At 63.4% G+C, this 22745-nt stretch carries 18 protein-coding genes and 4 pseudogenes; 19 read left to right on the forward strand and 3 right to left on the reverse strand.

Annotated elements, in window-relative coordinates:
• The first annotated feature begins 57 nt into the window (after positions 1-57).
• Positions 58-570 (forward strand): GNAT family N-acetyltransferase, encoded by a 513-nt coding sequence (locus ACF0H6_RS19225; protein ID WP_395251057.1) that lies wholly within the window; start codon positions 58-60, stop codon positions 568-570.
• Positions 571-627: 57 nt separating this feature from the next.
• Entirely contained in the window at positions 628-1020 is a 393-nt protein-coding gene (locus ACF0H6_RS19230; RefSeq protein WP_395251058.1) for a RidA family protein, read from the forward strand.
• 57 nt (positions 1021-1077) lie between these two features.
• On the opposite strand, the gene ACF0H6_RS19235 is transcribed toward ACF0H6_RS19230, so the two are convergent.
• Both ACF0H6_RS19235 and ACF0H6_RS19240 read right to left on the reverse strand, forming a co-directional pair.
• Positions 1078-1752 carry a response regulator gene (locus tag ACF0H6_RS19235; protein WP_395251059.1) on the reverse strand — a complete coding sequence of 225 codons (675 nt, stop codon included), beginning with the start codon at positions 1750-1752 and terminating at the stop codon, positions 1078-1080.
• Positions 1749-3569: an ATP-binding protein gene (locus ACF0H6_RS19240; protein ID WP_395251060.1), complete on the reverse strand. Its 1821-nt coding sequence runs from the start codon at positions 3567-3569 to the stop codon at positions 1749-1751. The genes ACF0H6_RS19235 and ACF0H6_RS19240 overlap by 4 nt, the downstream gene beginning before the upstream one ends.
• 240 nt (positions 3570-3809) lie before the next feature.
• Here ACF0H6_RS19240 and ACF0H6_RS19245 point away from each other — a divergent pair.
• The 11 genes and pseudogenes from ACF0H6_RS19245 (at position 3810) to ACF0H6_RS19295 (ending at position 16324) form a co-directional block, all read left to right on the forward strand.
• Positions 3810-5254, forward strand: a pseudogene (locus tag ACF0H6_RS19245) (CitMHS family transporter).
• Between the two features lie 129 nt (positions 5255-5383).
• Positions 5384-5680, forward strand: coding sequence for an Asp-tRNA(Asn)/Glu-tRNA(Gln) amidotransferase subunit GatC (gene gatC, locus ACF0H6_RS19250; protein ID WP_395251061.1), 297 nt, complete (start codon positions 5384-5386; stop codon positions 5678-5680).
• 4 nt (positions 5681-5684) lie between these two features.
• Positions 5685-7251, forward strand: a pseudogene (gene gatA, locus ACF0H6_RS19255) (Asp-tRNA(Asn)/Glu-tRNA(Gln) amidotransferase subunit GatA).
• Positions 7251-8759, forward strand: coding sequence for an Asp-tRNA(Asn)/Glu-tRNA(Gln) amidotransferase subunit GatB (gatB, locus tag ACF0H6_RS19260; protein ID WP_395251062.1), 1509 nt, complete (start codon positions 7251-7253; stop codon positions 8757-8759). The pseudogene gatA and the gene gatB overlap by 1 nt, the downstream one beginning before the upstream one ends.
• 100 nt (positions 8760-8859) lie before the next feature.
• On the forward strand, positions 8860-9864 hold the full coding sequence (locus ACF0H6_RS19265; RefSeq protein ID WP_395251063.1) for a LacI family DNA-binding transcriptional regulator: 1005 nt from the start codon (positions 8860-8862) through the stop codon (positions 9862-9864).
• A gap of 260 nt (positions 9865-10124) precedes the next feature.
• Positions 10125-11447: an ABC transporter substrate-binding protein gene (locus tag ACF0H6_RS19270; protein WP_395251064.1), complete on the forward strand. Its 1323-nt coding sequence runs from the start codon at positions 10125-10127 to the stop codon at positions 11445-11447.
• Positions 11448-11590: 143 nt separating this feature from the next.
• A complete protein-coding gene (locus tag ACF0H6_RS19275) occupies positions 11591-12430 on the forward strand; it encodes a carbohydrate ABC transporter permease (RefSeq protein WP_395251065.1) in 840 nt (279 codons plus the stop codon).
• Positions 12423-13352, forward strand: coding sequence for a carbohydrate ABC transporter permease (locus ACF0H6_RS19280; protein ID WP_395251066.1), 930 nt, complete (start codon positions 12423-12425; stop codon positions 13350-13352). Before ACF0H6_RS19275 ends, ACF0H6_RS19280 begins: the two co-directional genes overlap by 8 nt.
• Before the next feature lie 604 nt (positions 13353-13956).
• Positions 13957-14553: pseudogene (locus ACF0H6_RS19285) on the forward strand (glycoside hydrolase domain-containing protein); the annotation flags it as partial.
• A gap of 58 nt (positions 14554-14611) precedes the next feature.
• Complete coding sequence (locus ACF0H6_RS19290; protein ID WP_395251067.1) at positions 14612-15079, forward strand: DUF4091 domain-containing protein; 468 nt, start codon at positions 14612-14614, stop codon at positions 15077-15079.
• 63 nt (positions 15080-15142) lie between these two features.
• Positions 15143-16324: a Gfo/Idh/MocA family protein gene (locus ACF0H6_RS19295; protein WP_395251068.1), complete on the forward strand. Its 1182-nt coding sequence runs from the start codon at positions 15143-15145 to the stop codon at positions 16322-16324.
• 7 nt (positions 16325-16331) lie between these two features.
• On the opposite strand, the gene ACF0H6_RS19300 is transcribed toward ACF0H6_RS19295, so the two are convergent.
• Positions 16332-17267, reverse strand: coding sequence for a LysR family transcriptional regulator (locus ACF0H6_RS19300; RefSeq protein WP_395251069.1), 936 nt, complete (start codon positions 17265-17267; stop codon positions 16332-16334).
• Between the two features lie 115 nt (positions 17268-17382).
• On the opposite strand from ACF0H6_RS19300, the gene tdh reads away from it, so the two are divergent.
• The 6 genes and pseudogenes from tdh to ACF0H6_RS19330 all read left to right on the forward strand — a co-directional run bounded on the left by tdh (position 17383) and on the right by ACF0H6_RS19330 (position 22742).
• A complete protein-coding gene (gene tdh / locus ACF0H6_RS19305) occupies positions 17383-18429 on the forward strand; it encodes an L-threonine 3-dehydrogenase (RefSeq protein WP_395251070.1) in 1047 nt (348 codons plus the stop codon).
• 44 nt (positions 18430-18473) lie between these two features.
• Positions 18474-19682 carry a glycine C-acetyltransferase gene (locus tag ACF0H6_RS19310; RefSeq protein ID WP_395251071.1) on the forward strand — a complete coding sequence of 403 codons (1209 nt, stop codon included), beginning with the start codon at positions 18474-18476 and terminating at the stop codon, positions 19680-19682.
• A gap of 6 nt (positions 19683-19688) precedes the next feature.
• Positions 19689-20033: pseudogene (locus ACF0H6_RS19315) on the forward strand (6-phospho-beta-glucosidase); the annotation flags it as partial.
• Between the two features lie 52 nt (positions 20034-20085).
• A complete protein-coding gene (locus ACF0H6_RS19320; protein WP_395251072.1) occupies positions 20086-21069 on the forward strand; it encodes a 6-phospho-beta-glucosidase in 984 nt (327 codons plus the stop codon).
• 53 nt (positions 21070-21122) lie between these two features.
• Positions 21123-21593 (forward strand): pyridoxamine 5'-phosphate oxidase family protein, encoded by a 471-nt coding sequence (locus tag ACF0H6_RS19325; RefSeq protein WP_395251073.1) that lies wholly within the window; start codon positions 21123-21125, stop codon positions 21591-21593.
• A 51-nt stretch (positions 21594-21644) separates the two neighbouring features.
• Entirely contained in the window at positions 21645-22742 is a 1098-nt protein-coding gene (locus tag ACF0H6_RS19330) for an NAD(P)/FAD-dependent oxidoreductase (RefSeq protein WP_395251074.1), read from the forward strand.
• The last annotated feature ends 3 nt before the right edge of the window (positions 22743-22745 follow it).

Here is a 22745-nt window from a genome sequence, read left to right on the forward strand (position 1 = left end):
GTCACTGAAACGGCCTTTTGGCGCCCCGGGTCCCGTGAACGCGACTACCATGGATCAGTGCATTCGCAGATTACCGTTCGTCCCGCCCTACCCGAAGACTACGACGCCGTAGCCAGCATCACGATGGCTTCCTACGTGACCGCCGGCTACTACGGCAGCCCCGACCACCCGTACTTGGAGAAGCTCCGCGACGTGGCAGGCCGTGCCCGGCACGCAGACGTTTTCGTCGCAGAGCGCGACGGCAGGATCATCGGCTCCGTCACTTCTGCCAAGGCGGGCGGGGACTTTTCGGATATCGGATTGTCGGACGAACTCGAAATGCGCACGTTGGTGGTCGACCCTGAGGTTCAGCGCTCCGGCGCGGGACGCGCGCTGGTGCAGGCCGTCGTCGAGCAGGCCCGCTCGCTTGAAGGGATCAACGCCGTTTCCCTCACCACAGGCGCCACATGGGAGAGCGCCAACGCACTGTACGCAAAGACCGGTTTTGAACGGAAGCCTGAGCGTGACTGGTTCGTTCCCGGAACCGACATAAAGCTGTTCGTTTACCGGCAGGACGTCCGTCAGCCATAAAGTTTCCTCGTACCCCCCCGGTCGCCAGGCCGGGCGCAGCAAGAGGAAAGGCGCGGCATGCGTAAGACATTCGGCACGGGCTCGGTCTGGGAACAGACCCTCGGATACTCCCGCGCGGTCCAGGTGGACAACACTCTCTTCATTTCAGCGACGGCCGCCTCTGGAGTCGTTGACGGAAAAGACGGCATTGTCGGCGATGATTTCTACTCGCAGACCAAATACATCCTCGAAAAGCTCGAAGTGGTCTTGGCCGACGCAGGGTTCTCGTACGAGGACGTCGTGCAGTCCAAGCTGTACTTGACCGACATCAGCAAGTGGGAAGACGCCGGCCGCGCGCACGGCGAGGTCTTCGGCGAGATCCGTCCCACCCTTTCCCTGGTCCACGTCCTGCCGTTCCTCGATCCGGAAATGCTGGTCGAAATCGAGCTGGTGGCCCAGAAGAGCGCCTAAGTAGCCCAAGCCCTTGCGCGAACTGGCAGCTGATGCCCGCAAAATCGCCTGGAAAGGTCATCTGCTGCCAGTTCGCGCGGGGATGCCGTAACGGTGTTCCGGGCGGCCCGTGGTGCCGTAGCGCAATTGGATCTCGACGGCGCCATCATCGGCCAGCGAGGACAGGTACCGTTGCGCCGTGGCACGAGAGACACCCACCCGTTCCGCCACTTCCGTCGCGGAGTATTGTTCCCCCGGTGCCAAGGATTCCAACACCGATGCTTCGGTCGCCGAACGCGGCTTGCCGGAGGGCGCGACGTCGACGGCGATGAGCGCGCGTTTCGCCCGTTCGATCGTGTCCTGGTCCACGCCATGCTGTTGGCCCAGAATCCGCCGGTATCTGGCATACGAACGCAGCTGCTGAGAGAGTGATTCAGCGGTGAACGGCTTCAGGAGATAGGCCAACGCCCCGCGGCGCAGCGCCGTTTTGATGGACATGGCGTCAGAAGCCGCGGTCAGCATCATGGCATCGACGTCGAGCTGCCCCAAGAGATCCAGCCCCGATCCGTCCGGCAAATAGACGTCCAGCAACGCGAGGTCGGGCCGGAGGCTATGCACGGCCTGCAGCGCCTGCGCGGTGGATCCCACCGGTGCGAGGGCCATGAAACCTGCCACGGAGTCAACGTAGGCGGCGTGGAGCTTGGCGACGTGGAAGTCGTCATCCACGATCAACACCCTGAAGTCTTCGCTCACTGGTGTCCTTCCTTCGGTCCGGCTGCTGCGGAGGGTTCGGCTGATGGTGGTTCCGCTCGCGGGGCGTCGTCCGGTGTGCCGGTAACCTTCGGCATCGTGGCCATGAACACGGCGCCCGGCCCACCGGGGGAGCCGGTCTCCAGGACGCGCACGTCGCCACCTCGACGCCGGGCGAGTTGCCGGACCAGCGCGAGTCCAAGCCCCAAGCCGTGCCCGCCTGCGTGCACCAACCCGTCTTTCGGGGACTCCGCCGTCGTGAATCCCTCCGCGAACACCCGCTCGGGCTCGATATTGCCGAGGCCGTCGCCCGAGTCCGCAACGACGATGTGCAGCGTACCGCCGTCGGGCCCTGTTTCGTCGAGCAACTCCAGCTCTACCCAGCGCTGCGTCGAAGAGCCGGCGACGGCGGCGTTGACCGCGTTGTCGATCAGGTTGCCAAGAACCGTGGTGACATCCTGCGGCTCGGTGATGCGGCCCCGCACGAGGGTTTCGGGACCGATCCGCAACGCCACGCCCCGCTCGTCCGCTTCCACGCTTTTCGCGCCGAGGAACGCCTGCAGATAAGGATCCTGCAGGAGCTCGGCTTGCTGCACCGGGAACTTCAAGGGCCCGGTGGCGGAGATCGTGGCGAGGTAGTCTTTCGCCTTGCCGTGCTGGCCGATGCTCATGAAGCCGGCGATCGTGTGGAGCTGGTTCGCGAACTCATGGCGCTGGGCCCGCAGCGCAGCTGACATGGTGCCCACGGCGTCGAGCTGGCGCGTGAGTTGCTGCAGTTCGGTGCGGTCCCTGAGCATGACCACCCAGCCGAGATCCTCTTTGCGGTGCAGCGCCTTGCGGGCATTGGCGACCAGGACCCGGCCGCCGGCGACAATTTCCACAGCCTCAGCGTCGTGGGACGACGGTTCGGTGAGAGCCTTCAATTGCGCCGGAACCGCGGATGAAGCCCAGTCGGTGCCTGCCCAGCCGGTGCCGGTCAGGACATGTCCATCGGTGGCGTCAGCCGTCGCGGACGAGCCGGGCGTTCCGGATGCTTCCGGGAAGCCCAGCAACCGCCGCGCCGCAGCATTGAAGACCGTGATGCGGCCGTCCGCGGAAATGCCGATCACGCCGTCGTCCACGCCCTGAAGCACGGCCACTTGGTCATGCACCAAGGTGCTGATCTCTTCGGGCTCGAGCCCCAGCGTCAAGCGTTGCAATCGGCGGCGCAGGAGAAAGGACGCCAGGACGCCGGCAAGCAACGCGCCGGCAGCGGTCAGGGCAATGGGGACAATGTCCTCGGCCAGGCTTTGGCCGAGCGACTCCATGGAATAACCCACGCTGACTTCACCCACCACCGTTGCAGCGGAACCCGGCGCAAAGACCGGCACCTTGGCACCGGCGGACGGCCCGAGGGTGCCGGTGTTACGGGTGGTGACTTCCTTTCCTGAGAGGGCAGCCGAGGGATCCGTGCTGACCCGTTCGCCGAGCCGGATGTGGTCCGGGTGCGCCAAACGCAGGCCCGTCTCATCCGTGACAACCACGAACAGGGCGCCAGTACGGCTCTTGGCGGCCTCGGCGGCCGCCTGGATGGGTCCGGCCGCGAGCACTGCGGGCGGGGGTGTGCCCGCCTCCTTGCTGATGGCTTGGACCTCCGAGCGGATCGCCGGGTCCGAGGCCACGGTACGCGCCAAGGTGAGCGCCTGGTTCTCGGCCTCCGCTCCGACGCGCCCGTAGACGAGCCATGCGTGGACAGTGCCGCTGAGAAGCACCACCAAGAGGACGACGCCGAGCTGAAGGAGCAGGGTCTGCGTCGAGAACCGCAGGGCAAGCCGGGGCATCCTGCCTCCTTTCGGCTGGGGTAGGCCGGCTGGATCAGGGCAGCAGCGGCGCTGTGGTTGTCGGGTCTCCTCAAGTGAAGCCTCTATCAATTCAAACACTGAGCACAATGAGCAAAATGCTCTCAATCAGCACTATGTCCATCAAATACCGCAAACACATCTCTGTGAGCGCCGCCACTATACGGTCTGTATCGCGCATCACATCGACGTGATGCCGTTCACTGTAGTAAGGAGCCGGCTATGCTGGTATTGCTTGGATTCGCAATGATTGCGGTGTTCATGGTCCTGATCATGACAAAGAAGTTGACGCCCGTTCTGGCGCTGATCATCGTCCCCACTATCTTCGGTCTGTTTGCCGGCGCCGGTCTTGGCATCGGAAGCATGGTGATGGATTCGATGAAGTCCATGACGTCCACGGCCGCACTCTTGATGTTCGCGATCGTGTACTTCGGACTCATGATCGACGTCGGACTGTTCGACCCGTTGGTGAAGTTCATCCTCCGCAAGCTGGGAAACGACCCCGCCAAGGTGGTCCTCGGCACCGCCGTCCTGGCCGCCGCCGTATCGCTCGACGGCGACGGCTCCACCACCTTCATCCTCACCACCGCGGCGATGCTGCCCGTCTACCTCCGTTTGAAGATGAGCCCCGTGGTCCTGACGTGTGTGGCCGGCCTGGCCAACGGCACCATGAACATCCTGCCGTGGGGTGGTCCCACGGCCCGCGCCGCGACCGCCCTCAAGATCGACGTCAACGACGTGTTTGTACCGATGGTTCCGTCCCTCATCGTGGGCCTCGTCGTCGTCTTCGTGTTCTCTTGGCTGCTGGGCCTGCAGGAACGCAACCGCCTCCGCGCCACGGCCCCCGAGATCTGGGGCGACGTCGCGGACGCAGGTGACATGTTCGACGGCGGCACTGGTCACCGCGGTTCGGGCCTGAGCCGCACCGCCGCTAAGCCTGCCACCGGTGGAGGCGCCGGCGTCGTAGTCCTGGAAAGCACCGAAACCCTGGTTGACGTCTACGACACCGGTTTGACCGACACTGCACTCGATCCCAACCGCAAGACCCTGCGCCCGAAGCTCTTCTGGTTCAACCTCGGACTCACCGTCGCAGTGATGATCATGCTCGTGGCCAACCTTGTGCCGCTGCCCTACGTCTTCATGGTGGGCTCCGCCATTGCCCTGCTGGTCAACTTCCCCAAGGTCAAGGAGCAGGGTGCGCAGTTGGTTGCCCACGCCCCGTCCATCGTGGCCGTGGTCAGCATGGTCATGGCGGCGGCCGTCCTCACGGGTGTCCTCAACGGCACCGGCATGGTCAAGGAAATGTCGGCGTGGCTGGTCCACATCATCCCCGCTGAACTCGGTCCGTTCATGGCCGTCATCACCGGCCTGCTCAGCATCCCCATGACCTTCTTCATGAGCAACGACGCTTTCTACTTCGGCGTCCTGCCGGTCCTGAGCGAAACCGCCGCGCACTACGGCATCAGCGGCGCCGAAATGGCCCGGGCCTCCATCACCGGCCAGCCCTTCCACCTGCAGAGCCCCTGGTCCCGGCGATCCTGCTTCTGGTTTCCTTGGCCAAGGTGGAACTAGGCGACCACCACAAAAAGGTCCTGTGGCGCACCGCGGTCATCTCCATCGTGATGCTCGCAGTCGGCATGCTGACAGGAGCCATCGGCATCGGGTAACCAAGCAACGCGGGGTCACTTACGGCCCATTCCGGACCTCCGGATGGGCCGTAAGTGACCCCGCGTTCTTCGTCGTTCAACCAACGTAGACTAGTCCGGAAAACCATTTGAACTTTGCAGGGGAGATCCATGGCTGCGATCAACCGTGACGACGTCGCGCATCTTGCGCGTCTGGCTCACATTGAAATGAGTGCCGAAGAGCTGGACAGGATGGCCGGCGAGCTTGCCGTCATCGTGGATTCGGTGAAGTCCGTCAGCGAAGCCGCCGGAGAGGATGTTCCGGCCACGTCCCACCCGATTCCGTTGAGCAATGTGTTCCGTGAAGACGTTGTGGGCCACACGTTCACGGCCGAGCAGGCGTTGTCCGGGGCTCCGGATGCCTACGGGAACCGCTTCAAGGTGCCGGCAATCCTGGATGAGGGCTAAGCGAATGACTGAATTGAACAACTCCGAACTCATCCGCCTGTCCGCTGCGCAGCTGGCTGCCAAGCTGGCCGCGCGCGAGGTCACGTCCGTCGAGGTCACCCAGGCGTACCTGGACCGCATCGCCCTTGTAGATAGCGGGGCTGATGGCATCCATGCCTTCCTGCACGTCAATACCGAAGAAGCCCTCGCCGTCGCCGCCGAGGTGGACGCGATCCGCGCCGCCGGCGGTGCCGAAGCTGAATCGCTGCACGAACTTGCTGGCGTTCCCATCGCGGTCAAGGACCTCATCGTCACCATCGGTCAGCCCACCACGGCCGGCTCCAAGATCCTCGAGGGCTGGCACAGCCCCTACGACGCCACGGTCATCAAGAAGCTGCGCGCCGCCAAGATGCCTATCCTGGGCAAGACCAACCTGGACGAATTCGCCATGGGGTCCTCCACGGAACACTCCGCCTACGGACCCACCCGCAACCCTTGGGGCCTGGACCGCATTCCGGGCGGCTCCGGCGGTGGCTCCGCGGCCGCCGTCGCAGCTTTTGAGGCTCCGCTGGCCCTCGGCACGGACACCGGCGGATCCATCCGCCAGCCCGGCGCCGTGACCGGCACGGTCGGCATGAAGCCCACCTACGGTGCAGTGTCCCGTTATGGTGCCATTGCCATGGCGTCTTCGCTGGACCAGATCGGCCCCGTTTCGCGGACTGTGCTGGACTCAGCCTTGCTGCAGGAAGTCATCGGCGGGCACGACCCCTTCGACTCCACCTCGCTGACCGATCCCTTCGATAACCTCGTTGCCGCGGCCAAGACGGGCAACGTCACAGGCATGAAGATCGGCATCATCAAGGAACTTCACGGCGAGGGCTATCAGGCAGGCGTCGAGAACCGTTTCAACGAGTCCCTTGAGCTGCTCAAGGAGGCCGGCGCGGAAATCGTCGAGGTTTCCTGCCCCAACTTCAAGTACGCCCTGGGCGCCTACTACCTGATCATGCCGTCCGAGGTCTCCAGCAAGCCTGGCCAAGTTCGACGGCGTCCGCTACGGCTTGCGCGTCCTGCCCGAGGACGGCCCCATGACGATCGAACGTGTCATGGCCGCTACCCGCGCCGCAGGCTTCGGCGAAGAGGTCAAGCGCCGCATCATTCTGGGTACTTACGCCCTGAGCGCCGGCTACTACGACGCCTACTATGGCTCGGCCCAGAAGGTCCGCACGCTCATCCAGCGCGACTTCGACGCCGCGTTCGCGCAGGCTGACGTGCTGATCTCGCCCACGGCGCCCACCACGGCCTTCAAGCTGGGGGAGAAGCTGGACGATCCGCTGGCCATGTACCTCAACGACGTCGCGACGATCCCCGCGAACATGGCCGGCATTCCCGGCCTGTCCCTGCCGGGTGGCCTGGCTGACGAAGACGGACTGCCGGTAGGCATCCAACTGCTGGCACCCGCCCGCGAGGACGCCCGCCTGTACCGCGTGGGTGCCGTCCTTGAATCCTTGCTCGAAGAGAAATGGGGCGGCCCATTACTGGCGCAGGCACCCGTTCTTGGTTCCAGCACCACCATCGCCGGAGGTTCCAACTGATGTCTACCGACGCCATCCTCAGCTTCGAAGAGGCTATGGAGAAGTACGATCCCGTCCTTGGCTTCGAGGTCCACGTGGAGCTCAACACGAAGACCAAGATGTTCTCCTCCGCCCCGAATGTCTTCGGCGACGAGCCGAACACCAACGTCAACGAGGTGGACCTTGGCATGCCGGGTGTCCTGCCCGTGGTGAACAAGGCGGCCGTGGAGTCCTCCATCAAGATCGGCCTCGCCCTGAACTGCACAATCGCCGAGACCTGCCGCTTTGCCCGGAAGAACTATTTCTACCCGGACACCCCCAAGAACTTCCAGACCTCGCAGTACGACGAGCCCATCGCGTACGACGGCTACCTGGACATCGAACTTGAGGACGGCACGGTGTTCCGCGTCGAGATCGAGCGCGCACATATGGAGGAAGACGCCGGCAAGCTCACCCACATGGGCGGCGCAACCGGACGAATCCAGGGCGCCGACTACTCGCTGGTGGACTACAACCGTTCCGGTGTTCCGCTCGTGGAAATCGTGACCAAGCCGATCGAGGGTGCCGGCAGCCGTGCGCCCGAGCTCGCAAAGGCCTACGTCGCCGCCGTCCGCGAGATCGTCAAGAACCTCGGTGTCTCCGATGCCAAGATGGAACGCGGCAACGTCCGTTGCGACGCCAACGTCTCGCTGCGTCCGCACGGTCGCGAACGTTTCGGCATCCGTTCGGAAACGAAGAACGTGAACTCGCTGCGCGCCGTCGAGCACGCTGTCCGTTACGAAATCCAGCGCCACGCCGCGGTCCTTGACTCCGGTGAGCCGGTCATCCAGGAAACGCGCCACTGGCACGAGGACACGCGCACGACGACGTCGGGCCGGGCGAAGTCCGACGCTGACGACTACCGCTACTTCCCGGAGCCGGACCTGGTTCCGGTGGTCGCGTCCCGTGAGTGGGTGGAGGAACTCCGTGCCACGCTGCCCGAGCCGCCCGCGGCCCGCCGCAAGCGGCTCCAGGCTGACTGGGGTTATTCGGACCTGGAGTTCCGCGACGTCGTGAACGCCGGCGTCATGGACTCGATCGAGGAAACCATCGCAGCCGGTGCAAGCGCTTCCGTGGCCCGTAAGTGGTGGATGGGTGAGATCGTCGGGCGTGCCAAGACGGCCGACGTCGACCCCTCCGAACTCGGCGTCACGCCGGAAATCATCGTGGAGCTCAACAAGCTCGTCGAGGGCGGCAAGATCAACAACAAGATGGCTTCCCAGGTGCTCGACGGTGTGCTCGACGGCGAAGGCACGCCGGCCGAGATCGTCGAGAAGCGCGGCCTCGCCGTTGTGTCTGACGACGGCCCCCTGCTGGAAGCGATCGACGCCGCACTGGCGGCCCAGCCCGACGTCGCGGAGAAGATCCGTGGCGGCAAGGTACAGGCCATTGGCGCGATTGTCGGTGGAGTCATGAAAGCCACCCGCGGGCAGGCCGACGCCGGCCGCGTCCGCGAGCTGATCCTGGAGAGGCTCGGCGTCGAAGGCTGACCCCCTGCCACCCGGCCCACCCAACTGGGCCGTCTGGCTATGATGCTAGTACCGCCGAACCACGCCCGTGGTTCGGCGGTACTAGCCAAGAAGGAGACGAATGCGCCCCACGATCAAGTCCGTGGCGGCGGTGGCCGGAGTTTCGACGGCGACTGTGTCTTACGTACTCTCCGGCCGGAGCAGCAAAGTCGGCGGGGGGAGCGGGTCCGGGGTAGCACCCGCTACGGTTTTGCGGGTTCAGGAGGCCGCCCAGTCTTTGGGTTACAGGCCCAACCAAGCGGCCAGGGCTATCCGCACCGGAAGAACAAATCTGCTCATGCTCTCATTGACCATGATTTCGGATCCTTGGGCGTTGGACATCAGCCGGGCCGTCGGCACGGCAGCCGGTCAACGCGGTATCACCCCCATGATCCTGGCTGACACTGACTGGCGCATCGCACTCAAGCGGCAGAACGCGGACGTGACCTTCATCGACGCCGCGGAGGAGCCGGGAGACGCTGACCTGTTGGCGCAGGCGGCCAAGTTGCAACGGTTGGTTGTCTTCAGCGACACCATGGAACCCGAGGGGTTCGACGTGGTGCGCTCCATGCCGGGGTCCTCCTGTGATGAGGCGGTGGCACATCTGACCCGCCGGCACGTCCGGGTGGGTTGCCTGGCAGCGGCGCCCCGGCCAGGCAACGCCATCTCAATCCGCCTGCGGGCGTACATCGAGGGTCTCGCCGTCGCAGGATTGGACTACCGCGATGACTACGTCGAGAGGTTCGATCTGGACAGCCAAAGCGCGTTCGATGCGGCCCTGCGCCTTTTGCAGCGGAAGGACCGCCCGACGGCGATCTACGCCACCACGGACTTCGCGGCCATCGCGGCCATTCATGCAGCCCAACGGCTCCAACTTCGCGTTCCTGAGGACGTCGAAGTGGTCGGCATTGGCAATACCACCGAAGGCGAGTTCATGGCGCCGTCGCTGACTACGGTCGGTCCGGAAGGATTTTTCGACGGTGTAGCAGAGTTCCTCCTTGACCGGGCAGAAGACCCGGATGCGCCGACCAGGGTGCTGGAATTCCCCTGGAACCTCGTCGTCAGGGACTCCGCACCCGCTTTCTGAAGCACGACGGCGGTAGTCAGGTGGCCCCGGAAACCCGCCTTTTGCTTTGAAACCACGTCACCAACCCCTCTCAAGAGTGCACGTTGGTGACGTTTTGAACCGATAAAAGTCATGAAAAGATCATTTTCGATCTTGCTTTTAAACGATTAACATGATGTGATCAACTACACATCACCAGTGGGGTTGGCTCTTCGCCGAATGCGTTGCCTGCCGCCGCGAGGGATCGTCGGTCTTCTGACCCATGACATCGGAGAATTCTTATGAACCACAACCTGAATCGCAGGTCGTTTCTGTCCTTTGCGGCTGCCAGCGCGGCTGTCGTTTCGCTTGCGGCTTGTGGCGGCAATGGTGCCGCTGGAAGCAACGCGGCCCAGGCTGCGTACGCTGCCCCCGCCAAGGACTTGAGTGCGGAGCTGAGCTACGCCATTTGGGACGCGGCGCAAAAACCCGCAATCCAGAAGATTGTCGCTGAATTCAACAGGCAGTACCCGAATATCAAGGTGACCATCGACGTCACGCCGTCGAAGGGCTCGGCCTACTGGACGAAAATCCAAACCGAGGCGAGCAGCAACACGCTGCCGGACGTCTTCTGGATGAATGGCCCGCACATCAAGCTCTACGCACAGAACAACCAGCTGCTGGCTTTGGACGGCATGGCGTCCGGGAAGGCAGTGGACAAGGCCAACTACCCCAAGGCGCTGGTGGATCTGTACACGGTCAACGGCACGTTCTATGGGGTGCCGAAGGACTTTGACACCAGCGCGCTGTTCTACAACAAGGCCCTCTTCAAGGATGCAGGCGTGGCTGAACCGACGTCGTCCTGGACGTGGGACGACGTGAAGTCCGCCGGCGCCAAGCTGTCCACGTTCTACCGAGGAAAGGGCATCTACGGATACGCCGGAGACCTCACCGGCGGCCAGACCAGCTACTACAACACAATGCTTGAAGCCGGTGGAACGATTATCTCGGCGGACGGGAAGAAGTCCGGATACGACTCGTCCGGATCCATCGCCGGCCTGCAGTTCTGGCGTGACCTGATTGAATCCGGGGTTTCGCCGTCCATGCAGCAGCTGACCGACACTTCCTCCAGCGACATGTTCACCTCCAAGAAGCTGGCCATGACCATGGACGGATCCTGGACTGTTGGACCGGCTCACACGGCCCTTGGCGCCGACTTGGGCATTGTTTCCCTCCCCAAGGGACCGAAGAGCAACCAGAGCGTGATCCATGGTTTGGCCAACGTGATTCCCGCCAATGCGAAGAACCCGGCGGCAGCCCAGGCGTTCGTCGCCTTCCTGGGATCCCAGGACGCGGCCAAGATCCAGGCCGAAACAGGAACTGTCATCCCGGCCTTCAACGGCACGCAGGATGCCTGGGTCAAGACCGTACCGTCAGTTGACCTCGGGGTGTTCCTTGACCTCGCCAAGGACGCCTCGCCTTACCCGGTGTCGGCCAACACTGCTGCATGGAACGAACTCGAGAACTCCCTCCTGCCGCAGGCTTTCGCCGGGACCAAGCCGGTTGCCGACGTCGCCAAGGACCTCGCCAGCCAGATGAATTCTGCGCTGGCCAAAGAGTCATGAAAGCCCCGGCCCTGACGCCGGGCACCGAAAGCAACCGTGTTGGTACCGGGCAAGCTGAGCGAGCAGCGGCCCAGGCCAAACGAACAACGGCGGCTCGAAGAAAAGGCACGTCAAAGTCAGATGGGTTCTGGCCGTGGTTGTTCGTGGTCCCCACTGTTGCGGGAATCGGCGTCTTCTATCTCTGGCCGATCGTCCAGACGTTCTACTACAGCTTCACGAAGTGGGGGGTCTTCGGCGGGGCAAAGTTCATCGGCTTGGACAATTACACCCGGATGTTGGCCGACTCCACCATTCCGCAATCAATCCTCAACACGCTGATCTACACGGCCATCGTGCTGTTGGGGATTCCCCTCGCCGTGGTTCTCGCATCCCTGATTGAGCGTCCCGGCATGCGGTTCGCGTCCTTGTACCGGACTCTGTATTTCATTCCGTACATCACCATGCCGGCCGCGGTGGGCATCGTGTGGAGACTGATTTACAACGGTGACTTCGGACCGATCAATTGGTTCCTCAGCCTGTTCGGAATCCATGGCCCGTACTGGACCTCAACGCCCGGGTTTGCCCTCCTGGCCGTAGCCACGGTGGGACTGTGGATGTCGCTCGGTTTCAATCTCCTCATCATCAGCGCGGGCTTGCGTGAAATTCCGCGGGAGCTCTTCGAAGCTGCGGAAATGGACGGTGCCAGCAAGGTCCGCCAGTTCTTCAGCATCACGTTGCCGTTGCTGACTCCCAGTATCTTCTTTGTCACGATCGTCACCGTGATCAGTGGATTCCAGCTATTCGACCTGCTGTACGTGATGATGGGCAAGGCCAATCTGGCCATGCCGCAGACACAGAGCCTGGTCTATATCTTCTACAACCAGGCATTCCTGCAGAACGACAAGGGCTACGCGGCTGCCATCGGTATCTTGATCCTGGCAATCATCGCTCTTTTGACCGCTTTCCAATTCCGTATCCAGAAGAGGTGGGTCAACTATGTCTGAGTCGACGCTTGCTGCCACAACCAGGGCCGGATCGGGACCGGCCGGTGCAGTGGCTACCAAACCGTCTTCGACCCGACGCCAAGTTCCGGCTGCCAAAAGCCGGGGCGGCAAGCAAGGGTCCAATACCGTGGCCCACGTAGTCCTCGGGCTGGGCGGGTTGATCATGATCTCGCCCCTGCTGTACCAGATTGTCATGTCTCTTTCGACGAACACCGAGGTGCAGAGCACGCCGCCCACGTTGTGGCCCAGCGTTGTCCAGTGGCATAACTTCGCGGATGTTTTTACGTCCATGAATTTTGGTTCACAGCTCTGGGTAACGGTGTCTATCACGGTCCTGAGGGTGATTGGACAGGTGCTCTTGTGCTCGATGGCCGGCTACGCCTTCGCCCGGATGCGCTTCCGCTTCAAAGGGCCCTTGCTAGCGCTCGTGTTGTCGATCATCATGGTGCCGTCCCAGCTATTCCTTATTCCGCAGTACCAGATCATCCAGAACCTCGGATGGTTGAACAGCATCGCCGGCATCGTCGCGCCTGGCATCTTCAGTGCGTTCGGTCTGTTCCTGATGCGCCAGTTCTTCATGGGACTCCCGGATGAACTTGAAGATGCCGCCCGGCTTGATGGAGCCAACCCGTTCCAGATCTTCTTCCGGGTCATGCTGCCGCTGGCAGCCAACGGCCTGTGGGCGCTGGTCATTATTACCGTGCTGTGGTCCTGGAATGATCTGCTCTGGCCTTTGGTCGTCACGTCGACGGCGAACGCCGCACCGTTGAGTGTCGGGTTGTCGAACCTCCAGGGCGAACATTCCAACAACTATCCGATCCTGATGGCGGCCTCATTGATGGCCATGGCGCCCATCCTGATCATGTTCCTGCTCATGCAGAAACGTGTCATGGCGGGCATCGGCCGCTCCGGGCTCAAATAGGAGAGGACACCCAACTTTGACGGAGCAGAAATCAACGTCACTTGACGGTTGGTCATTCGTATTGGCTGACTCGTTGGAAAAGGTCTATCCGGAGGGAGAGCCGCGGCCGTTCGACACCAGCATCCCGCAGTCTGTTTTTCCTGGCGAAACCGCTTCGGTCCAGCTGGCTCTGCGGCCTCCGCTTAAGCATGATTTCGGGGCGTCGCAGCCGCTGATTGTGGCAGTCAGCGGTACGGCGGCGCGGTTCACCTCCCTTTACCAAGTGGAGCTCGTGCCATGCAGCTTGGCTGCATTTCCGCAGCACGACGCCGGTTACGACCGCGACACGCCAGGCCTGTATCCGGATCTGTTGCGACCCGCCCCGGACGGGGCGATCCAACCCATTTTCGGTCATTGGACTGCGGCCTGGATCGATATTGTGGTGCCTTCCGCCGAACAAGCGGGAGAACACGACGTCGACATCTCAGTAACAGACGCAACGGGAGGATTCCTCTTCAGCACGAGCGTCAGGATCCGGGTTCTCGCGGCTCCGGCACCGGAACTGGAGATCGTGAACGCCCACTGGTTTCACTGCGACGGGCTGGCAACGCATTACGGAGTAAGTGTGTTCAGCGAGGACCACTGGTCCATCATCGACGCGTTCATTGGGTCCGCCGCGCAGATGGGAGCCAACTCACTGTTGACCCCTACATGGACGCCCCCGTTGGACACTGCCGTTGGCGGGAGTCGCTTGCCGACGCAGCTCATAGGCATCAGCGATGTTTCCGGATTCGAATTTGATTTCAGCAATTTGCTCCGCTGGGTCGCCCTCTGCGCCAAACATGGCATCCGGTATTTGGAAATCGCCCATTTGTTTACCCAGTGGGGAGCCAAGGCAACGCCTGCCATTTACGTCCGCACCGCCGAAGGACAGGAACGCCGCTTTGGCTGGGACGTCCCGGCGACGTCGGCTTCATACCGTGCATTGATGGCCGAACTGCTGCCGGCGTTGCGTTCCTTCCTGGCGGAGCATTGGTCCCTTGACCGGGTGATCTTCCATATTTCCGATGAACCGTCGGGAGCCGAAGCCATAGCAGGGTATCAACAGGCCAAGGACGTTGTGGACGATCTTTTGGACGGGCTGACTGTGGTGGAGGCTCTCAGTGACTTTGAGCTCTACAGCACTGGTGCCGTACCGCATCCGGTGGTGGCAACGGATGCGGTGGCGCCGTTCCTGGCCGCCGGAGTGGAGAACCTTTGGGTCTATTACTGCGTCTCCCATGGACCGGGACGTTGCCAACCGTTTCATCTCCATGCCCTCTGTCCGCAACCGGGTCTTGGGGCATCAGTTGTTTGCTTTGGCCTGCGGCGGTTTCCTGCACTGGGGATTCAATTTTTACAACACTGCTCACTCCTTGGCGCCTGTAGATCCGTTCACGGACACCTGTGCCGGCGGTGCTTTTCCGGGCGGCGACGCATTCATGGTCTACCCGGGGCCGGACCGCAAGCCGTGGGAGTCGATCCGTTACAAGGTGTTCGCGCAGGCCATGTGGGACCACCGCGCATTCTCCCTGTTGGCGAAGCTGATTGGGCGCGAAAGCGTGCTGGAGCTCATGGATACAAATGGCTCCGGCGGACGCCTGGCCATGGACGACTTCAGCTACGACCCGCTCCACTACAGGAGAGTGCGCGAGCAGGTCAACGAACGAATCGCGCAGCTCATCGATCAGCAGCTCATCGATCAATGATCCAGAGGACACGCGGATCCTGAGGGCACGCGCACATCAACTTTTCGAGTTAGGAAATCACTTATGGACCTCAAAGTAGGCATCATCGGCTTCGGCTTGCGCGCGTCCTTGTGGCACCACGCTCACAAACCCGGCCAAGGCTCCGAAGTCACCATCGTGTGCGACACGAGCGAGCGTGGCCGTGCGGATGCGTCCAAGCACATCCCCACAGCCCGGGTGACGGCCGATCTTGACGAGCTCCTGAACAGCGGAATCGACGCCGTTCTGGTCCTCACCCCGGACAACCAGCACGCCGCCGTCGCGGTCCGCACGCTTAAGGCGGGAATACCGACCTTCTGTGAGAAGCCCCTCGACGTCACCATCGAGGCGGCGGACCTCGTTCTGCGAACCGCCCACGAAACCGGTACCAGGCTCTACGTCGGCCACAACATGCGGCACATGCCCGTGGTGGTCCAAATGCGCCAACTCATTGAGGAAGGCCGGATCGGCGAGGTCAAGGCCGTTTGGTGCAGGCATTTCGTGGGCAATGGCGGGGACTACTACTTCAAGGACTGGCACTCCGAGCGCAAAAACGTCACCTCGCTCCTGCTGCAGAAGGGTGCACACGACATCGACGTGATCCACTGGTTGGCCAACGGGTACACCCGGCGAGTCTCCGCCGTCGGGGATCTGGCCGTTTATGGCTCGGTACCCGGGCGCAGCGACAACAGCGGCAAGCGCCTGGGGGATTGGTTTTCGATCGACAACTGGCCGCCGACCGAGCAGAAGGACCTCGCGGAGACAATCGACGTCGAGGACATCTCCATGATGAACATGGTCTTGGACAACGGCGTGCTGGCGTCCTATCAGCAGTGCCACTTCACGCCCGATTACTGGCGGAATTACACCGTGATCGGGACGAAAGGCAGGATCGAGAACTTCGGCGACGGTCCCGGCGAGCAGATCAAAGTGTGGACCACCCGGTCAAGCGGTTACCCGGAGCCGGACGCCGTCGTCGAGATCCAGGACGGCGACGGCGGCCACGGCGGCGCGGATCCGCGGCTGATCGCGGAGTTCCTCCGTTTCGCCGCGGAGGGCGGCCAGACCCAGACCAACCCGATCGCAGCCCGCCAGGCAGTTGCGGCCGGAGTCCTGGCCGCGGAGTCCTTGCGCGGCGATGGTTCCGCCCGCGAAGTTCCGGCCCTGCCGAAGGATCTCGTGGAGTACTTCGAAGCCGGGCAGCCGGCTTTGGTCGGGGAACTGTAGCGGCGCGCTAGGCAGCGCCGGCGAGTTCGGTCATGACGGTTCGCAACGATTCGCAAACTGTCATGACTGATTTCCGTTTGAGCGTTTCCGGCCGGGCCAGGATGTCGATCTTGCGCACCGAATTGACCCCCGTGAGCGGACGCAGCACCACGCCGGCAGCCAGTACGCGCTGGGCAGTGAACCGCGGGAGCAAACCGATCGCCCCGCCGGCCGCCACCAGCGAGGCCACCGTTGAATAATCGTTGATGCGGTGCAGGACTTCCGCCGGGCGCCCGCTGACGGCGACGACGGCGGCCAACACGTCCGCGGGGGAGTAGCCGCCGCGGCTGGTCACCCAAGGCTGCCCGACGACGTCGGCCGGCCTGAGTTCGCGGCGGGCGGCGAGCGGGTGCCCGGCAGGCAGCGCGACGTCGAGCGGTTCGTCGGCAAGCGGAATGACAGCCACCTTATCGGCGGGCCATTCGGGACTGTTCTCCATGCGATGGGCCAGCACGAGGTCATATCGCGCGGCGAGGCCGGGAAAGTCTTCTTGCGCGACGTCCTCATCGGCGAGCTTCAAACGGGGGACGCCGCCCTCCGGGCCGGAGCTGCCCGCGGTGGCCAGCAGCAAGGCTGCCAGCGGAGCGAAGAGGGCCTGACCGGCGCTGTGGAAGGCACTCACAGTCACGGTGGAATCGGGAGAGTCGTGGTACGCGCCGATGGCTGCCTGGGCGTCGGCGAGCGCATTGACGACGGCGGCTCCCGCGTCAGCAAGGACGCGGCCGGCATCGGTGAGTACCAACGCGCGGCCTTCCTTCCTGGTCAGAGGCACGTCGACGGACTTCTGCAGGAGCGCGAGCTGCTGGGAGACAGCGGACGGTGTGACCATAAGCGTCTCTGCTACGGCCTTGACACTGCCGAGATCTCCGAGTTCCCTAAGCATTTGGAGCTGGTGTACTTCCATTTAGTAAATGCTAAATCGTTGATTGAGAAAAACCTAGTTGTGCTAAATCGTTCGCGAGGATTCAATGAAGTGAAACGGCACACAACCGGCACCCTCCCTTGAGTTAGGAAGACCCATGAAGGCTCTCTACAAGTCCGGTCCGCACGCTGGTTTTGAACTCGTCGATCGCCTCGAACCGGAGGCCGGTCCCAGCGACGTCAAGATCCGCGTCATGACCACGGGTATCTGCGGAACGGACCTGCACATCCAGTCCTGGGATGCCTGGGCTCAGAGCATCATCGAGACTCCGCTGATTGCGGGCCACGAGTTCTACGGTGAAGTGGTGGCCGTGGGCGAAGACGTCCGCGACGTCAAGGTAGGGGACCGCGTCTCCGGCGAAGGCCACGTAGTCTGCGGAATCTGCCGTAACTGCCGTGCGGGCCGACGCCAGATGTGCATCAACACGGTCTCAGTAGGCGTGCAGCGCGATGGCGCCTTCGCCGAATACGTCGTGATCCCGGAGACCAACGTCTGGGTCCACCACGATTCCTCCGTCACTCCGGAGCTCGGCGCGATTTTCGACCCCTTCGGCAACGCGGTCCACACCGCCCTGAGCTTCCCGCTGGTGGGCGAAGACGTGCTCATCACGGGCGCGGGCCCCATCGGACTCATGGCAATCGCCGTCGCACGCCACGCAGGTGCCCGCAAGATTGCCATCACGGACGTCTCCGCTCCGCGCCTTGAACTGGCCCGGAAAATGGGCGTTGACCTCGCCGTCGATGTGTCGAAGATGCGCGTCAAGGAGGCCCAGCGGGAACTCGGCATGCGCGAGGGATTCGATATCGGCCTGGAAATGTCCGGACATCCCACGGCCCTGCCTGAGATGATCGACAACATGAACCACGGCGGACGCATCGCCATGCTTGGCCTGCCCAGCCAGTCGATCGACATTGACTGGGGCAAGGTGGTCACCCACATGCTGACCCTCAAGGGCATCTACGGCCGCGAAATGTACGAAACCTGGTACGCCATGAGCGCCATGTTGTCCTCCAACCCCACGCTGCACCGCAACATTTCCGCCGTCGTCACGGACAAATTGTCCGCTACCGACTGGGAGAAGGGCTTCGAGATCGCCCGCGCCGGCACAGGCGGCAAGGTTGTCCTCGACTGGACCGAAATCTAAGACGCCGTAAAGTCCTTCCCAAGACCCAGTACCAGGAGCCACCAATGTACTCAAGCATCAAAGACCAGCTGCAGGGCGAGCTGGAAGAGATCCGCACAGCAGGCCTCTTCAAGACTGAACGGCACATTGATTCGCCGCAGGCAAGCCACATTTCCGCGGGCCAGTTGGGCCAGCCGGCCAACGCCGTCTTGAACTTCTGCGCCAACAACTACCTGGGCCTGGCGGACCACCCGGACATCATCGCGGCCGCCAAGTCCGCCATGGACGAACGCGGCTTCGGAATGGCGTCCGTTCGTTTCATCTGCGGCACCCAGGACCTGCACCTTGAGCTCGAAGCCCGCGTCTCCGAGTTCCTGGGCACCGAAGACACCATCCTGTTCTCAAGCTGCTTCGATGCCAACGGGGGAGTGTTCGAGTCCCTCTTCGGACCCGAGGACGCGATCATCTCGGATTCCCTGAACCATGCCTCCATCATCGACGGCATCCGGCTCAGCAAGGCCAAGCGCTTCCGCTATGCCAACCAGGACATGGCTGACCTCGAAGCCAAGCTCATCGAGGCCTCCACCGGTGACGCCCCGGCCCGCCGCAAGATCATTGTGACGGACGGCGTCTTCTCCATGGACGGCTACCTTGCTCCCCTCGAGGCCATCTGCGACCTCGCGGAAAAGCACGATGCCCTGGTCATGGTGGACGACTCCCACGCCGTCGGCTTCATGGGTGCCACCGGCGCGGGAACCCCGGAACACGCGGGTGTCTCCGCACGGGTGGACATTTACACCGGCACCTTCGGCAAGGCCCTCGGCGGCGCGTCCGGCGGCTACGTCTCCGGCCGCGGTGAAATCGTTGCGATGCTGCGCCAGAAGGCCCGCCCGTACCTGTTCTCCAACTCCCTGGCCCCGGCGATCGTCGCAGCCACCATCAAGGCCATTGAGCTGGTCCAGGGTTCGGGTGAGCTCCGCTCCAGGCTCTTCGAGAATGCCGCGCTGTTCCGCAGCCGCATGAGCGAGGAAGGCTTCGAGCTGCTCGCCGGCGAGCACGCCATCATTCCGGTGATGTTCGGGGACGCCGTGGTGGCCGCCAAGGTAGCCGACGAGATGCTCCACCACGGAGTCTTCGTCACCGCATTCAGCTACCCGGTGGTACCCAAGGGCGCCGCCCGCATCCGCGTGCAGCTCTCCGCTGCACACAGCCGGGACGACGTCGAAGCGTGCGTTCAGGCCTTCGTGAAGAGCCGTGCTGCCGCGGGGCTCTGATCTGCCATGATCCTCACCCTCCTCGGCGGCGGCGGATTCCGGGTTCCCTTGGTCTATTCGGCCCTACTGGCGGACCATGAGCCCGGCCGCGTCACGCAACTCAGGCTGTTCGATGCCGACGCCGGGAGGCTGGACGTCGTGGCAAGGGTGCTCGCCGACATGGCTGAGGGTGTGCCCGATGCACCGGTAGTGCGGTTGTTCACGGAGTTGTCAGCCGCACTGCCGGGCACCGACTTCATCTTCTCCGCCATCCGAGTGGGCGGGCTGGAGGGACGTGCCGCGGATGAACGGATTGCCCTTAGGCATGGCGTGATCGGGCAGGAAACCGTGGGCGCAGGAGGGATTTCCTATGCCCTGCGGACCATCCCCGTGGTCCTGGACATCGCCGAGTCGGTGAAGAAACATGCTCCGGAAGCCCTGGTTCATCAACTTCACCAACCCTGCCGGGGTCATCACCGAGGTCATGACGCGAGTCCTGGGCAACAAGGTGGTGGGAATTTGCGATTCGCCGGTGGGGCTGGCCAGGCGGTCCCTGGCTGCGGCCGGCGTGCATGGAGTCGATGTTCGAAGCCGCCGGGTGGAAATCGACTACATCGGCCTGAACCACCTCGGCTGGCTGCGCGGGCTGGTGGTTGATGGCGAGGACGTCCTGCCACGCCTCCTTGCAGATCCGGCAGCCATCGAGTCCTTTGAAGAGGGCCGACTTTTCGGCGCGCCTTGGATCCAGGCCCTGGGCGCCGTTCCCAACGAGTACCTGCACTACTACTACTTCACGCGGGAAGCGCTCGACGCCGATCGCCGCGCCGCGAGCACTCGCGGTGCGTCCCTGGCGCGTCAGCAATCCGCTTTCTATGGCGGGTTCCGGGGCGGAAACGACGGCGGCACAGAACCCGCCGCGAAACCGGCCCTCCGGCTCTGGGAGAAGACCAAGCTGGACCGCGAAGAAACCTACATGCAAAGCAACAGGGAGGCAGCCGGCACCTTCGAACGGGATGCCGCCGATCTGGTGTCCGGCGGGTACGAGGCCGTTGCCCTGGCCATCATGAGGGCCATCAGCCAAGGGGAGACGGCCCGCTTGATCCTCAACGTCCCCAACAGGGGCACCTTGGCGGAGCTCGACGGCGACGCCGTCATCGAGGCACCTTGCCTCGTGGATGCCGGGGGAGTCCGCCTGCTCCCGGCCAAGGCGCTGCCGGACTACGCCCGGGGGCTCGTCATCAACGCCAAAGCCGTGGAACGTGCCACCATCGAGGCGGCGCTGACGGGTTCCAAGCGCTCCGCGTATAAGGCGATGGCCATGCATCCATTGGTGGACTCGGTCAGGGTGGCGCAAGACCTTTTGGCCGACTACATCAGCCATTTCAGCGAACTTCAGTACCTGCGCTGAGCCCCCTCGGGGACCCCTGTCCCGATCCGGATCGGAGGCCTAGGATCGGCAGCATGGACAGTGATGCAGCACAACCTCGCACCGAGGTGTTGGATTCCCAGCAATGCTGGGATCTTTTGAGGGGCGTGTCCGTGGGCAGGCTGGCGGTGTGGCTCGGTGACCACCCTGACATATTCCCTATCAATTACGCAGTGGACCAAGGGACGGTCGTTTTCAGGACCGGGGCCGGCGCCAAGCTCACCGCGGCTTTGGGCGAATTCCCGGTAGCGATGGAGGTGGACGGTGTGGACCCGGACACCGGAGTTGCATGGAGCGTGGTGCTCCACGGCAAAGCCGCCCCGGTGAGCCAGATCGACGACGTCGTCAACTCGTTCTCGCTGCCGCTCTTTCCCTGGGAAGCCGGCCGCAAGGATCATTTCATCCGGATTCCCGTGGACTCGATTTCCGGCCGTCGCTTCGCGGTCACGGCCCCACTGACGTGGTGGACTCCGTACAGCGGCATCAAGCCGTCCGCCGTAGAATAGCCGCCACTGAGCCCCCTCGCATCTTGGCCCGGGCGCTGACAGGATGGAGGAATGGCTGCAAACTATGACGTGGTAATTGTCGGCGGGGGCATCGCTGGATTGTCCCTGGCTTCAGCTCTGGCCGGCCAATGTTCTGTGGCCCTCGTGGAAGCCGAGCAAACGCTGGCGTACCACACGTCCTCCCGTTCGGCCCGGCAGTTGATCCCGAGCTATGGTCCCGCCGTCGTGCAGGAACTGACCGTGCGAACGCTGGAACTGATGAAAGAACGCGACGCCGCGTTGCCGGTACCAGTGCTGGAGCCCCGGTCCTTCATGTTGGTGGGCGACGACGCCACGGTCAAGGCAGAGGCCAGCGGCCACATGCATCCCATCACCCACGCCGAAGCCCTCGAGCTCTGTCCGGCCCTCAACCCCGGATCCTTCACGGCAGCAGGCCTGGATACCGGGTCGTTTGCCTGCAACGCGCCGGTGCTGTTGGAAGACCACCGGCTGCGTGCAGAAGCAAACGGAGCGGACATCATCACCGGGGCCCGGGTCCATTCAGCCCAGCGCCTGGGCTCAGGCTGGCAAGTGGGCGCAGGGGTGGAAGGCTTCCAGTCCGCCGTCGTCGTGAACGCTGCCGGCGCCTGGGCGGACGAACTCGCGGTACTCAGCGGCGTGGAGAAGCTCGGCTTGCAGCCGTTCCGCCGCACCGCGGCAATCGTCGACGTCGAACGCCCGCTTCGGCAAGGGAGCCCCATGGTGGCGGCCGCGGATGACTCCTTTTACTTCAGGCGCGAGGGCGAGCAAGTGCTGATCTCGCCGTCAGAGACGGTGCCGAGCGGCCCGGAAGATGCCCGGCCGCGGCCCGGTGACGTGGAAGCGCTTGTGGCCCGCTTGAACTCACTCACGTCGCTGGGCATCCGCTCCGTGGCCAAGGCGTGGACCGGGTTGCGCACGGAAGCGGCCGACGGCGTCCCGGTGGTCGGGTTCGACGCCGAGGCTCCCGGCTTCTACTGGCTCGCGGGTCAAGGCGGCTACGGTTTCCAGACCTCCTCCGCCATCGCAGAGCTCGCCGCGGCTGAGATCCTGGGCTCACTCTCCGGGGTTAGTCCGGTATCCCGGACAGCGACGGAGCTTGCCGCCACCCGTTGGTCCATCCGCCGTTGAACA

The organism is Arthrobacter sp. NA-172 (genome assembly GCF_043952055.1).
Lineage (GTDB): Bacteria > Actinomycetota > Actinomycetes > Actinomycetales > Micrococcaceae > Arthrobacter.